General features: G+C 69.1%; 11 protein-coding genes and 1 tRNA gene. 8 read left to right on the top strand and 4 right to left on the bottom strand.

The window, feature by feature from the left end; genetic code table 11:
• Nucleotides 1–14: 14 nt before the first annotated feature.
• Nucleotides 15–1,493: an acetyl-coenzyme A carboxylase carboxyl transferase subunits beta/alpha gene (locus tag AWC02_RS08250; protein WP_085128299.1), complete on the bottom strand. Its 1,479-nt coding sequence runs from the start codon at nt 1,491–1,493 to the stop codon at nt 15–17.
• A gap of 28 nt (nt 1,494–1,521) precedes the next feature.
• Here AWC02_RS08250 and AWC02_RS08255 point away from each other — a divergent pair, with 28 nt between their 5' ends.
• From AWC02_RS08255 to AWC02_RS08280, 6 genes are all read left to right on the top strand, one after another.
• A complete protein-coding gene (locus AWC02_RS08255; protein ID WP_046320020.1) occupies nt 1,522–2,253 on the top strand; it encodes an enoyl-CoA hydratase in 732 nt (243 codons plus the stop codon).
• A 76-nt stretch (nt 2,254–2,329) separates the two neighbouring features.
• Complete coding sequence (locus AWC02_RS08260; RefSeq protein ID WP_109560927.1) at nt 2,330–3,553, top strand: MBL fold metallo-hydrolase; 1,224 nt, start codon at nt 2,330–2,332, stop codon at nt 3,551–3,553.
• Between the two features lie 4 nt (nt 3,554–3,557).
• Nucleotides 3,558–5,126 carry a serine hydrolase gene (locus AWC02_RS08265; protein ID WP_085128300.1) on the top strand — a complete coding sequence of 523 codons (1,569 nt, stop codon included), beginning with the start codon at nt 3,558–3,560 and terminating at the stop codon, nt 5,124–5,126.
• Complete coding sequence (locus AWC02_RS08270; RefSeq protein ID WP_085128301.1) at nt 5,123–7,540, top strand: cation-translocating P-type ATPase; 2,418 nt, start codon at nt 5,123–5,125, stop codon at nt 7,538–7,540. The genes AWC02_RS08265 and AWC02_RS08270 overlap by 4 nt, the downstream gene beginning before the upstream one ends.
• Before the next feature lie 24 nt (nt 7,541–7,564).
• Nucleotides 7,565–8,002, top strand: a complete 438-nt coding sequence (locus AWC02_RS08275) for a type II toxin-antitoxin system Rv0910 family toxin (RefSeq protein WP_085128302.1) — start codon at nt 7,565–7,567, stop codon at nt 8,000–8,002.
• Nucleotides 8,003–8,088: 86 nt separating this feature from the next.
• Nucleotides 8,089–8,505: a hypothetical protein gene (locus tag AWC02_RS08280; protein WP_085128303.1), complete on the top strand. Its 417-nt coding sequence runs from the start codon at nt 8,089–8,091 to the stop codon at nt 8,503–8,505.
• Here the strand turns inward: AWC02_RS08280 and AWC02_RS08285 are convergent.
• Together AWC02_RS08285 and AWC02_RS08290 are read right to left on the bottom strand one after the other, a co-directional pair.
• Nucleotides 8,486–9,304 (bottom strand): LLM class F420-dependent oxidoreductase, encoded by an 819-nt coding sequence (locus AWC02_RS08285; RefSeq protein WP_085128304.1) that lies wholly within the window; start codon nt 9,302–9,304, stop codon nt 8,486–8,488. The genes AWC02_RS08280 and AWC02_RS08285 overlap by 20 nt on opposite strands.
• Before the next feature lie 44 nt (nt 9,305–9,348).
• On the bottom strand, nt 9,349–10,341 hold the full coding sequence (locus AWC02_RS08290; protein WP_085128358.1) for a DUF1254 domain-containing protein: 993 nt from the start codon (nt 10,339–10,341) through the stop codon (nt 9,349–9,351).
• A gap of 287 nt (nt 10,342–10,628) precedes the next feature.
• On the opposite strand from AWC02_RS08290, the gene AWC02_RS08295 reads away from it, so the two are divergent.
• Nucleotides 10,629–12,620, top strand: a complete 1,992-nt coding sequence (locus AWC02_RS08295; RefSeq protein ID WP_237160387.1) for a DUF1214 domain-containing protein — start codon at nt 10,629–10,631, stop codon at nt 12,618–12,620.
• 16 nt (nt 12,621–12,636) lie between these two features.
• On the opposite strand, the gene AWC02_RS08300 is transcribed toward AWC02_RS08295, so the two are convergent.
• Nucleotides 12,637–12,712: transfer RNA gene (locus AWC02_RS08300), tRNA-Arg, on the bottom strand.
• Between the two features lie 275 nt (nt 12,713–12,987).
• Here AWC02_RS08300 and AWC02_RS08305 point away from each other — a divergent pair.
• Nucleotides 12,988–13,740, top strand: a complete 753-nt coding sequence (locus AWC02_RS08305) for an SDR family oxidoreductase (protein WP_085128305.1) — start codon at nt 12,988–12,990, stop codon at nt 13,738–13,740.
• Nucleotides 13,741–13,743 lie beyond the last annotated feature (3 nt).

Consider the following 13,743-nt stretch of genomic DNA (forward strand, 5'->3'; position numbering starts at 1 on the left):
GAGGGTCTCGACGATCAGTCCGGCAGCCCGATGCGGCCATAGCGCTGCAGGCGGGCCGCCAGCCGCTCCTCGGTGGGCACCGCGCGCAGCGCGTGCAACTCCACGGCGATGGCCCGCGACATCCGCTTGGCGAAATCGATCGGCTCCGCGGCGGCATCCGGGTGTTCGCCCACGATCACATCCACGATCCCGTGCGCCTGCAGATCCTGCGAACGAATGCCCTGGGCGGCGGAGAGCTCTGCGGCGTGGTCGGTGTCGCGGAACACGATGGCGCTGGCCCCTTCGGGGGGCAGCGGCGCCAGCCAGCCGTGCAACGCGGCCAGCACCCGATCGGCCGGCACCATCGCCAACGCCGGGCCGCCACTGCCCTGACCCAGCAGCACCGACACCGTCGGCACCTCGAGCGTGACGAGCTCGGCCAGGCACGCCGCGATCTGGCCGGCCAGGCCGCCCTGCTCGGCCTCCACCGACAGCGCGGGCCCCGGGGTGTCGATGACCAGCACCAGGGGCAGTCGCAGACCCGCGGCCAGCGCCATGCCGCGGCGGGCATCGCGCAGCGCGACCGGATCGGTCAGGCGGTCCGCGCCGCGGAGCTGCCCCAGGACCACCGCCGGCTGACCGCCGAACCGGGCCAGCGCCAACAGGATGGTGGCGCCGCGTTCGGTGCTGCCGGTGCCCGACAGGAAGACCCGCTCGGTGGCCCCGTGCCGCAGCAGAAAACCGACCCCCGGCCGATCCGGACGCCGCGACGCGCACACTGAATCCCACGCCGGGATGTCGGGAATCGGTTCGGCCGCCGGCATCGCCGGCGCCGGGCCCGGATCGTCGAGCAGCACCTTCAGCGCCCGCGCGCAGATGCGCCGCAACCACTTCACCGGGATCACGCCGTCGATGACACCGTGGGCCTGCAGGTTCTCGGCGGTCTGGACTCCCGGCGGAAACGGCGCGCCGTAGAGCTGTTCGTAGACACGGGGGCCCAGAAAACCCACCAGCGCCCCGGGCTCGGCCAGGGTGACGTGTCCCAGCGAACCCCAGGAGGCGAACACCCCGCCGGTGGTGGGGTGGCGCAGATAGACCAGGTAGGGCAGGTGTGCGCGCTTGTGCAGCTGCACCGCGGCGGCGATCTTCACCATCTGCAGGAACGCGACGGTGCCCTCCTGCATCCGGGTGCCGCCCGAACTCGGCGACGCCAGCAGGGGCAGCCGCTCGGCGGTGGCCCGCCGGATCGCGGCGGTGATCCGCTCGGCGGCCGCCACCCCGATCGAGCCGGCAAGGAAGTCGAAGTCGCTGGCGATCACCGCCACCCGCCGGCCGTGGATCCGGCCCTCACCGGTGAGCACCGCTTCGTCACGCCCGGTGGCCCGGCGGGCGGCGGCCAGCTCGGCGGCGTAGCCGGCACCGACCGGGATGGCCAGCGGCTCGGCGTCCCAGCTGAGGAACGTGCCGCGGTCCAACACGGCGTCGCGCAGTTCGTCGGCCCCGGTCCGGCTCACACCAAAAGCCTAATTAGGCTGGGATGCCATGATCGGTGTTACCCGCGACGAAGCCGTCACCACTGTCGAATTGCAGCGTCCGGAGCGGCGCAACGCACTCAATTCCCAGCTCGTCACGGAACTGCGCGAGGCCATCGTGGACGCGGCCGACCACGACGTCCGGGCCATCGTGCTGACCGGGCAGGGCACGGTGTTCTGCGCCGGCGCTGACCTGTCCGGAGACGCCTTCGCTGCGGACTACCCCGACAAGCTGCTCGCCCTGCACCAGAGCATCGCTGACGTACCGGTGCCGGTGATCGGTGCCATCAACGGGGCGGCGATCGGCGCCGGCCTGCAGCTGGCCATGGTCTGCGACCTGCGAGTGGTGGCGCCTGAGGCGTACTTCCAGTTCCCGGTGGCCAAGTACGGCCTGGCGTTGGACAACTGGAGCATCCGCCGGCTGTCCACGCTGGCCGGCTACGGGCGGGCGCGGGCGATGATGCTGACCGCCGAGAAGCTGACCGCCGAGACGGCACTGCTGACCGGGATGGCCAACCGGCTGGGCACCCTCGCCGACGCGCAGGCCTGGGCACATGAGATCGCCGGGCTGGCACCACTGGCCTTGCAGCACGCCAAGCGGGTGCTCAACGACGACGGCGCCTACGAGGAACAGCAACCGATCCACAAGGAACTGTTCGACCGGGCCTGGAGCAGCCAAGACGTCATCGAGGCGCAGGTAGCGCGGGTGCAGAAGCGGCCGCCGAAGTTCCAGGGCGCCTGAGGCGGCGATCGCGACGCGGTGATGGCAAACGCGGGCCGAACCGGGGGACGCGGGTCAGCGCCATAGACTCGACGGCATGCTGCGCGGTGCACTTCGACTGGCGGGGGCAACAGCATCCCTGGCCGCTGGCGGTTGGACGCTTCGCGCCCTGCGCGGCACACCCGCCGCGCTGGGAGCGGCGCCCAGCGCCATCGATGCGGTGGCCAGCCGGTCGAGCCACTACCGCGACGGCGTCTTCCACAACCTGGAACGCGCCTCGGTGGTCAACATGGACCTCGAACAACGGCGGCTGATCCTGCGCGAGTTGTTCGCCGACCGCGACGGACGGCGGCCGGACGCGCCGATACCGCTCGAAGAGCCCGACTTCGGGATCGACGCCGCGCCGCTGGCCGTCACCTGGCTGGGCCACGCGACCGCGCTGGTGGAGATCGACGGCTACCGGATTCTGACCGACCCGGTCTGGAGCGAACGCTGCTCGCCGTCGGACGCCGTGGGGCCCCGGCGGCTGCACCCCCCGCCGGTGGGAATCGGGGCGCTGCCGGCGGTCGACGCGATCGTGATCAGCCACGACCACTACGACCACCTCGACATCGACACCGTCACCGCGCTCGCGCGCAGTCAGCGGGCACCGTTCGTCGCCCCGCTGGGCGTCGGGGCGCACCTGCGGGCCTGGGGCATCCCCGCGCAGCGGGTTATCGAACTCGACTGGGACGAGCACACCACGCTCGGCGAGCTCACCGTGACCTGCACCCCGGCGCGGCATTTCTCCGGGCGGTTCTTCACGCGCAACCAGACGCTGTGGGCATCCTGGGCGATCACCGGTCCACAGCACCGGGTCTACTTCGGCGGCGACAGCGGCTACACCCGCAGCTTCGCCCGCATCGGTGCCGACCATGGACCGTTCGACCTCACGCTGTTGCCGATCGGGGCCTACAACAGCGCCTGGCCGGACGTCCACATGAACCCCGAGGAGGCGGTCCGGGCGCACCTCGACCTGAACGGCTCGGCGCCGGGGCTGCTGGTGCCGATTCACTGGGGAACATTCCGGCTGGCGCCGCACCGATGGGATGAGCCGGTGGAACGGCTGCTCGCCGCTGCCGACGTCGCCGGGGTGACGGTGTCGGTGCCCAAACCCGGCGGTTCAGTGAGGCTCGACGGAGGAGAGGCGAAGCTGGAACCGCCGCATGGGACCGGCGGTTCAGTGAGGCTCGACGGAGGAGAGGCGAAGCTGGAACCGCCGCATGGGACCGGCGGCCGGGTGCAGGCCGGGGCCCTCGCAACGGCGTGGTGGAGGTCCTAGCCCCATGATCAGGTGGGCTGCCACGGCCGGGGCCGCCGTCCTGGCCCTTGCCCTGACCGCGTGCGTTCCGGTGGCGACTCCGCGTGAGTTGTCCGAAACCCCGCCGAACGAGGTGTCGGGCGTGGACATCCCGCCCGGGCGGGTCGACGCCGCGGTGGGCCGGATCGACGGCCTGGCGCGCGATCTGCTGGACAGCACCGGAATCCCCGGCCTGGCCGTCGCGGTCGTGCACGGCGGGAAGACCGTGTACGCGCGGGGATTCGGCGTCCGCGACACCGGCACGCCGGGGCCGGACAATGCGGTGAACGCCGACACGGTGTTCCAGCTGGCGTCGCTGTCCAAATCGGTCGGCGCCACCGTGGTGGCCCAGCAGGTCGGTGCGGGGACCGTCGCCTGGGACACACCCGTGGTGACGCAGCTGCCGTGGTTCGAGCTGTCGGATCCCTACGTCACCGAACACCTCACCATCGCCGACCTGTATGCGCACCGGTCGGGGTTGCCCGATCATGCGGGCGATGGGCTCGAAGACCTCGGGTACGGCCGCCGGGAGGTGCTGGAGCGGCTCAAATATCTTCCGCTGGCCCCGTTCCGCAGCAGCTACGCCTACACCAACTTCGGTCTGACGGCCGCCGCGGAGGCAGTGGCCGCGGCCGCCGGCGTCGGTTGGGAGCAGCTGTCGGCCGACGTGCTGTATCGGCCGCTGGGTATGGCGTCGACCAGCTCCCGCTACGCCGACTTTCTCGCACGGCCCAACCGCGCGGTTAACCACACCAAGGTCGGCAACGGCTACCAGCCCCGCTATCAACGCAATCCGGATGCCCAGTCCCCGGCCGGCGGGGTCAGTTCGTCGGTGAACGACATGGCGCGATGGCTGGCCATGGTGCTGGCCGGCGGAAGCCATGACGGCAGCCACATCATCGAAGCCCAGGCCCTGCTGCCGGCCATCACCGCGCAGATCGTCAGTGCCCCCGCCGGAGTCGGTACCGCCCGGCCCGGCTTCTACGGCGAGGGCTTCAACGTGTCGATCACCTCCTCGGGGCGTACCCAGTACGGCCACTCGGGTGCATTCCTGCTCGGGGCGGCAACCGCGTTCGCGGCGCTGCCGTCCCAGGACGTCGGCATCGTCGTGCTGACCAACGCCACCCCGATCGGCGTCCCGGAGACCCTCATCGCCCAATTCCTGGACCTGGTCCAATACGGCGAGATCCGCTCGGACTGGGCAGCGCTGTACCGCCAGGCGATGGCGCCGATGTTGCAGCCCGAAGGTGCGCTGGTCGGGGCGCAACCGCCGGCGCATCCGGCGCCCGCCCGCCCGTTGGCCGAGTACGTCGGCACGTACGCCAACCCCTACTGGGGGCCGGCCACCGTGCGCGAGGACCAGGGTGCGCTCGAGGTCGTGCTGGGACCGCAACGCCAACGATTCCGGCTGACCCACTACGACGGTGACACCTTCACGTTCGCCCTGCAGGGCGAAAACGCGCCCGAGGGAACCATTTCCAAGGCTGAGTTCACCAAGGACACCCTTGAGCTGGAATTCTTCGATCACGACGAGCTGGGAAGGTTCACCCGTTGACCACCGCGCGAACAGCCCAAGGCCTGACCGACGCCGAAGTCGCCCAACGCGTCGCGCAGGGCCAGACCAACGACATTCCGGCGCGGGCCGCACGCAGCGTCGCCGAGATCATCCGCGCCAATGTGTTCACCCGGATCAACGCCATCCTGGGTGTGCTGCTGGCCATCGTGCTCACCACGGGCTCGCTGATCAACGGGCTGTTCGGGCTGCTGATCTTCTTCAACAGCGTCATCGGCATGGTGCAGGAGATCCGGGCCAAACAGACCCTGGACAAGCTGGCCATCGTCGGTCAGGCGAAACCACTGGTGCGCAGGCAATCCGGGACGCAGCAACTGCTGCCCGCGCAGGTGGTGCTCGACGACATCATCGAGCTGGGGCCGGGGGATCAGATCGTCGTCGACGGCGAGATCGTCGAATCGGCAGACCTGGAGGTCGACGAGTCGCTGCTCACCGGCGAGAACGATCCGATCGGTAAAGACAGCGGCGAACAGGTGCTCTCGGGCAGCTTCGTGGTGTCCGGCAGCGCCGCCTACCGGGCCACCCGGGTGGGCCGGGAAGCGTATGCGGCCAGGCTGGCAGAGGAGGCCAGCAAGTTCACGCTGGTGCGATCCGAGCTTCGCAGCGGCATCGACCAGATCCTGAAATTCATCACCTACCTGCTGATCCCGGCCGGCCTGCTGATCATCTACACGCAGTTGTTCACCACCGGCGTGGGCTGGCGGGAGTCGGTGCTGGCGATGGTGGGCGCCCTGGTGCCGATGGTCCCCGAGGGCCTGGTGCTGATGACGTCGCTGGCGTTCGCGGTCGGTGTGGTGCGACTGGGGCAACGCCAGTGCCTGGTGCAGGAGTTGCCCGCCATCGAAGGGCTGGCCCGCGTCGATGTGGTCTGCGCCGACAAGACCGGCACCCTGACCGAGAACGGTATGCGGGTCGCCGAGGTTGTCGAACTTCCTGGCGCCGAAGGCCTGCCGGTGCACCAGGCGCTGGCCGCGCTGGCCGCCGCCGACTCGCACCCCAACGCCAGCATCCAGGCGATCGGTGGCGCGTTCCCCACATCGCCGGGCTGGAAGCAGAGCGCATGCGCGCCCTTCAAGTCGGCGACCAAGTGGAGCGGCGTCTCCTTCCACGAGCACGGGAACTGGGTTATCGGGGCTCCGGACGTGCTGCTCGAACCTTCGTCGGCGGCGGCCGAACAGGCCGAACAGATCGGGGCGCGGGGCCTGCGGGTGCTTCTGGTGGGGACCTGCGACCAGCCGGTCGACCACCCCGACGCGCCCGGCAACGTGACCCCGGTGGCGTTGGTGGTGCTGGAGCAGAAGCTGCGTCCCGACGCCCGCGATACTTTGGATTACTTTGCCGCGCAGGAAGTGTCGGTGAAAGTTATCTCCGGGGACAACGCGATGTCGGTGGGCGCGGTGGCTGCGGAGCTGGGACTGTCCGCAGACGCCGTGGACGCCCGTAAACTGCCCACCGAGCCCGACCAGCTGGCCGGCGTCCTGGAGGAACACACCGTGTTCGGCCGGGTGCGCCCCGACCAGAAGCGGGCCATGGTGCACGCACTGCAGTCGCGTGACCACACGGTGGCGATGACCGGTGACGGTGTCAACGACGTGCTGGCACTCAAGGACGCCGACATCGGCGTCGCGATGGGCGCCGGGAGTTCGGCGGCCCGCGCGGTAGCCCAGATCGTGTTGCTGGACAACAAGTTCGCCACCTTGCCCTACGTGGTGGGCGAGGGGCGCCGGGTGATCGGCAACATCGAGCGGGTGGCCAACCTGTTCTTGACCAAAACGGTGTATTCGGTACTGCTGGCACTGCTGGTGGGCCTGGTCGGGCTGGCATCGGCCCTGTTCGGCACCAAGCCGCTGCTCTACCCCTTCCAGCCCATCCACGTCACCGTCGCGGCGTGGTTCACCATCGGGATCCCGGCGTTCATCCTGTCGCTGGCACCCAACAACGAGCGGGCCCACCCCGGATTCGTGCGCCGGGTGATGAGCGGGGCACTGCCCGCAGGCATCGTGGTGGGCATCGCCACCTTCTCGTCCTACCTGGTGGCCTACCGCGGCAGCGAAGCCACGCCGGTCCAGCAGATTCAGGCCTCCACCAGCGCCTTGATCACGTTGCTGACCACGGCGGGATGGGTGCTGGCGGTGGTGGCCCGGCCCTATCAGTGGTGGCGGCTGTTGCTGGTCATCAGCTGCGGACTGGCCTACGTGGCGATCTTCGCGATGCCCCTGACCCGGGAGAAGTTCCTGCTCGATCCCTCCAATGTGGCGCTGACGTTGTTGGCACTGGGTATCGGCGTGCTCGGCGCCGCCGTGATCGAAGCGATGTGGTGGGCCCGCGGCGGCATGCTCGGTGAGCAGCCGAAGTTGTGGCGGGAGTCGGCAACGACCACAATGACCGGGCGATAAGGGCGATAAGGGGAAAGGAACGACATGGCCAAGCTCTCCGGATCCATCGACGTCCCGCTGCCTCCCGAAGAGGCCTGGACGCACGCCTCGGATCTGTCCCGCTACAAAGAGTGGCTGACCATTCACCGGGTGTGGCGAACTGTGCTGCCTGAAACTCTCGACAAGGGCACGACCCTGGAGTCGATCGTCGAGGTCAAGGGCATGCTCAACAAGGTCAGGTGGACGATTGTGAACTACAAGCCGCCCACCGGCATGACCCTCAACGGCGACGGCAAGGGCGGTGTGAAGATCAAGCTGCTCGCCAAGGTCGCCCCGGCCGACGAGGGCTCCAAAGTCAGTTTTGACGTGCACCTGGGCGGGCCGGCGTTGTTCGGCCCGATCGGCGTGCTGGTGGCCGCCGCGCTCAAGAGTGACATCAACGAGTCGCTGCGTAGGTTCGTCACGGTTTTCGCGCCCAACTGATGCCGTTGCGCGCCGGTGGCTGCGGCCGGCTGGCGCGGCATGACCACGGTGCCGGTGTAGCGGTCGATGCGAGCTAGTGTCACAACATGACTCGCTCGCGACCCGGTTGGCTGATCGCGCTGTGCGCGGCGATTCTGTCGGGCAGTGCCTGGCTGCCGTGGCTGCACACCACGGCCCACGGTGGCGGGCATGCCAGTGCGATCGGGGGCAGTGCCGGCGCCATCGAGCTGCCGCCCCGCTTCGGTGTCGGCCAGCTGATCGTTCTGCTGGCCTCCGTCCTGCTGGTGGCCGGTGCGATGGTCGCCCGGGAGCTGTTCACCCGACTGGCCGCGGTTGCCGCGCTGCTGGACACCGTGGCGATCGCTGCGTTGGGCGTGTGGTACTACCGCGTGAACGTCGTAGCTCCGATCGCCGCCGGCTATGGGCTCTACATCGGCGCGGTCGCCGTGGCGGGCGCGCTGGTGTGTTCGCTGTGGGCGTTGGTCAGCGCAGTGCGGCGATGACCTCGGCGAAGGCCTGGGCGTGTTGCTGCTGGACGGTGAAGTAGCTGATCCCGTACCGGCTGCGGAGTTCACGCAGGGCGTCGGCCATCTCGCGGACCGATCCCGACAACACGGCCGGTGAGGCCAGCAGTTGCTCGTCGGACAGCGTCGGCGCGAACCGGCGGGTCAGCGACAGATCGGGTATCCCGGACGGCCCGGTCGGCACCGCCGTGATGGCCAGGTTGAGCTCCAGGGTGTCGAAGCGGGCGCCGGCCGCCGCTCGGACGAAGCCGACCCGCTCGGCCAGCGGATCCTCGGCGTCGCGCACCCGCGCTCCGGTCAACCCGACGATGCCGGCATGGCGGGCCGCTACCGTCAGCAGCCGGTCGCCGTTGCCGGCGATCAGGATGGGCACACCGGGCTGGTGCGTGGCCAGGTAGCTCGTCACATGCTCGAGGTAGTCGACCCGCCGGCCGGCGGCGGGAAAGGGCAGCTCGGCGGCCTCGAACTCGGCGCGCACGTACCCCGCGCCCAAGCCCGCCTCCAGCCGGCCGCCCGACAACAGGTCGGTGTCGGCGATATCGCGGGCCAGCAGCGCCGGTTTGTAGAAGCAGGCGTTGAGAACGTAGGTGCCCAGCCGGATCGTCGAGGTGGCCGCGGCGGCAGCGACCAGCACCGGAAAGGGAGCCGGGGCGCCGAGATGGTCGGGCACATGCAGGACGTCGAAGCCGTAGCCTTCCAATCGCCGAGCGGTATCGGCGAGCTCGGCCGCCGAGCGGACCGGGTTGAGGCCCACGCCGAAGCGGAACTGTCTGTGCACCTGAATCCTCCTCAACCGGCCACGCCGAATGTCGGGCTCTGCGGTCAGCGCGGCGGGCGTGGCGGTGCCGGCGACGGGGAGCGGGTCTCGCTGTCCGCCGACTCATCCTGTTGCGCCACCGGGAACACCCACTTGCCGGAAAGGATGTCGTTTTCCGGCTGGTAGAGCCGGACGGTGTAGTTCCAGCCCGGGGTGATCGGCAGACAGTTGGCGTCCCCGGCCGAACAGTCACCGAACTGCACGGTCACCGATCCGTCCGCCGCCTTTGCGGCGGTGATGTTGTTGACCGAGTACGCCTGCTGCGGGTTCTCGGTGAGGTAGCCGTTCTTGTTGTAGACGGTGACCGACCAGAAGCCCTTCACCGGAACGTCTTTGACCGTCAGGCGGTACACCGTGTTGCCGTCGTTGCGGGCCGGCCTGACGTTGAGGTACAGCGCCTCGGTCTCGGGATTGCCGCCCCATCCGGCGGCCGCGCCGATCAGATGCCGCACCGGGTCGGTGTCGGCCTGGGTGCCGAACATGCCCCGAGTGTCGGGCAGGGTCTCGGCCAGGTCCAGCAGGGCGTCGTTGACCTTCTTCTGGCTGACCGGATCCCACCGGGGTACTTCGAAGCTGCCGACGTTGGCTTGGCGCACCGTGATCGCGTCCTGCAGCCGGTGTGCTGCGGCCAGGTCCGCGGTGTCGCCGGGGTCGGCCAGGGTGCGCACGGCCACCAAGACGTAGCGGGTGCCCACGCGCTCCTCATCCAGGGTGTGCTGGCCGCCCCCGTAGAAGATGTCGGTGACGTACTCGTCCTGATTGATCACCTGCGCCGACATGTAGCGCTGCCCGGCATCGGGCAGGGTCAGGGTTACCGGGCCGGCCTGCAGGTCGAACACCGCCGCCGAATACAGCGTGTCCCGGTTGGGTCGCACCACCAATTGCCGGTCGATCGGCGTGACTTCGCGCATGTGGAAAAAACGGCCGAAACCGTTCTCGTTGACGACGTTGGTGAACTCCTGGTCGCTGATGGCCCGCACGAAATTGTCCGGCGACACCAAGACCATGCCGTTGGGGGTGCTGCGCGGGGTCTGGTTCGCCAGTGGGTGCGGTCCGGCCTGGGTCACCGTCAGGGCGCAGCCGGACACGGTCAGCGCCGTCGCCGCCATCCCGAACGCGCAAAGCCATCGTTTGGACATGCAGCGCAACCTACCCGTCGGCCCGGGCGGGCGTCGGCATGGGATTGCCGACCTGATGGCGAAATGCGCATTGCGGCTATTGCAACCCCTGAGGACCGGACGTATCGTCCAAAATAAAAATTCACCGTGAGTAAAAAGAGAAAACCATGAGCGAGAGCGGGGGAGTGGTCGTGGAGCTGACCGGAAACGGGGCGGCGGGCGGTGCAGGCCGGACGCGCCGCTACGGCATGGCCGCCGCGGCCGTGGGCACCGCGCTGTCGCTGGTGGTGGGCGCTCCGCAGGCCCACGCCACCGCCGCCTCGCCCGCGGTCGCGTTGACGGCCACCGACGGGTTCCAGCCGGCGATCGACGCGCTGCTGGAGGTCATGAGGCAGACCGTCGAGTACGACATGGCACTGCCCTACGCGATCCCCGGCAGCGAAGACAACGTCATGGAGATGATCCGAAACACCAACTACCAGTTGCTCAGTGCCGGGCTGTCGCGCGTGACGAATCTGTTCAACGGCGTGTTCTTCCAGTCGCCGGAGGTCATCGCGGGCAATGCCACCGAGCCCCGGCAGTACTTCGACTTCTTCACCCCGGACATCTACTACCGGGTGACCGCCGGGCTGGCGCCGGGCGCCACCTACGTGCTGCACGGCACCGTCGGGGATGGCACCGAGCACTTCGCGATCAGCACCCAGGCCGTCACCGGCGGCACGGCGCAGGCCATCGAGGATCTGGAGCTCAACGAGGGACTGGTGCTCAACCCCGACGGCAGCTTCACCGTCTACATCGGGCCGGAGGCACCGGCCGGTGCGCTGAACTTCATGGACACGACCGACGCCACCGTCGGCGGTGCCGCGACGCTGCTGATCCGCGACATCCTCGGCGACTGGGCCAAGGGCCCCGGCGCCATCACCATCCAATGTGTCGCCGACTGCCCGCCGTTCTTCGCCATCCCCGAGGGCGGGTTCTTCCCGACCGACGATCCGGTGGCCACCACACTGGCCGGCTCCGGCGGGCTGGGCTCGGTCGACGACGTACTGACCATGCTGTTCAGCGCCTTCGCCCAGATCGTCGGCCCCTTCAACGCCCGTGCCATCGAGGGCGGGGCGTCGGTGGGCATGAACATTCCCGCCAACACCATGCATGATCTGGGCCCGCAGACCAGCTACGGCGCCGGTCTGGCCAGCGCGGTCGTCACCGGCGGCAACTTCGACCTGGACTCCGATGAGGCGCTGGTCATCAAGATTCCGAGCCTGGAGTCGGCCTACAGCGGCATCCAGCTGATGAACGTCTACGGCGGGGCGCTGCCCTACGTCATGGCGCAGACCACCTTGAACCACACCACCACTTTTCACGCCGACGACGGCTACACCTACTACGTCGTCAGCGGCACCAACCCGGGCGTGGCGAACTGGCTGGACACCGGGGGCCTGTCCCGGGGCGAGATCTTCGCCCGTTTCGAGCACGTCGCCGACCCCGCAAACGCGTTGGGCCAGAGCGTGAGCGCGCAGGTGGTGCCGATCAGCGACCTCGCCCAGTATCTGCCCGCCGGCACCCCGACCGTCAGCCCCGAGGAATTCGCCGCCGACATGACGCAGCGGGTGTTGTCCTACGGCTACGGACTGGACCTGTCCCGGATGAACGCCCAGCCGGACTGGGTGCTGCAGAACCTGCTGATGAACTCCCTGCAAGCCCTGATGGGCGAGGAGAACTACGGCGACGTGTTCGGCGAGCAGCCGTTCACCCCGATGGCGCTGCGGTTCACCGAAGCGCTGAGCCCGGACTGGGACGCCGTGCTGCGCAGCGCCATGGACAACCCGATGGAAAGCCTGACCGCGGTGTGGAATGCGTTGCCGCTGCTGGCCAGCAACATCAACCTGCCCGTCTCACTGTTCCTGGCGCAGACCGCCCTGTCGGTGGTGATGCCCCAGCTGCTGCTTCCGGCCATCAACGGGGTGCTCTTCGATCCCAACACCAGCCTGATGGCCGGGCTGCTCAACGCCCGTGACGATCTGGCCACGGTGATCTTGACCGCGAACGACGACTGGCCGACCGCACTGAGCGAGCGCGCGGCCGAGCAGTGGGCGAACATGGCGGAGTTGATCGCCTCCACACCGAGCTTCGATCTCGCCGATCTGTTCGGCGGCTGATCCGCGGCGATACCTCTGGTGCCCCCGGCAGGATTCGAACCTGCGACACCGGCTTTAGGAGAGCCGTGCTCTATCCCCTGAGCTACGGGGGCGGGGGACCTCGACAAAGCTAGGTGTAGACAACCCGCGGGGCCGTCTCATGGTAATCGCCGATCGGGGGCCCGCGGAATCTGGGCTCACGCCGGCCGGCGCGAGCGCGCTGGTTGGGGGACATCGGTACGCGCGGGCCACCGGAATCGAAAAAGCCGCAGGCAACCGGCGCAATCGTGGTAATACTCGACCGACCAGGCACTCTTGCCCGGTTCTCGGCGGCCGGGGCGCCCCGCGCCGACGCCGCCACATCCGCTCCGGCGGGAAGGGAGCACTCGTGAAGATCGCCGTCGCCGGCGGAACAGGCAAGACCGGGCGCAAAGTCGTCGAGCATCTTCGCGGCCAGGGCCACGATCCGGTGATCCTGGCCCGCGCGCACGGGGTCGACCTGCTGGCCAACACCGGAGTCGTTGCTGCACTCGAGGGCGTCGAGACCGTCATCGACGTCAGCGACTTCGCGGCCATGAACGCCAAGAAGGCGCGGGCGTCCTTTGGTACGGCGACGGCAAATCTGCTGGCTGCCGCGCAGCGCAACGGCGTCGGCCACCATGTGGTGCTGTCGATCGTCGGAGTCGACCGGGTACACACGGGCTACTACCAGGGCAAGCTGCACCAGGAGGAATTGGTCAAGGCCGGCCCCATCGCGTGGACCATCCTGCGGGCCACCCAGTTTCACGAATTCGCCGACCAGGTCCTGAATCAGGTCCCAGGGCCTGTGGCGCTGGTCCCCAGAATGCAGTCGCAGCCCATTGCCGTCAGCGAGGTGGCTGTCCACCTGTGCGAGCTGGCAGTCGGGGCACCGCAGCAGATGGCGCCCGAGATTGCCGGGCCGCGCGTCGAATCGGTTGTCGACATGGCCCGGCAGCTCATCCGGCACCGTGGCCGGCACCGGCCGGTGATTCCGCTGCCGGTACCCGGCGCCGCCGGAAAAGCCATGGCCCACGGTGGCCTGTTGCCCACCGGGCCCGGCCCGCGGGGCAAGCAGACCTACGCCGAGTGGCTGGCCGCGTTGCCCCCGGAAGAAAGGTGACCC

The organism is Mycolicibacter engbaekii, assembly GCF_002101585.1.
GTDB classification, from domain to species: Bacteria; Actinomycetota; Actinomycetes; order Mycobacteriales; family Mycobacteriaceae; genus Mycobacterium; species Mycobacterium engbaekii.

Excerpts from the sequence above, each read along its gene's own strand:
- AWC02_RS08255 (WP_046320020.1), top strand. The coding sequence starts at position 1,522 with ATGATCGGTGTTACCCGCGACGAAGCCGTCACCACTGTCGAATTGCAG.
- AWC02_RS08275 (WP_085128302.1), top strand. The coding sequence starts at position 7,565 with ATGGCCAAGCTCTCCGGATCCATCGACGTCCCGCTGCCTCCCGAAGAG.
- AWC02_RS08260 (WP_109560927.1), top strand. The coding sequence starts at position 2,330 with ATGCTGCGCGGTGCACTTCGACTGGCGGGGGCAACAGCATCCCTGGCC.
- AWC02_RS08295 (WP_237160387.1), top strand. The coding sequence starts at position 10,629 with ATGAGCGAGAGCGGGGGAGTGGTCGTGGAGCTGACCGGAAACGGGGCG.
- AWC02_RS08265 (WP_085128300.1), top strand. The coding sequence starts at position 3,558 with ATGATCAGGTGGGCTGCCACGGCCGGGGCCGCCGTCCTGGCCCTTGCC.
- AWC02_RS08280 (WP_085128303.1), top strand. The coding sequence starts at position 8,089 with ATGACTCGCTCGCGACCCGGTTGGCTGATCGCGCTGTGCGCGGCGATT.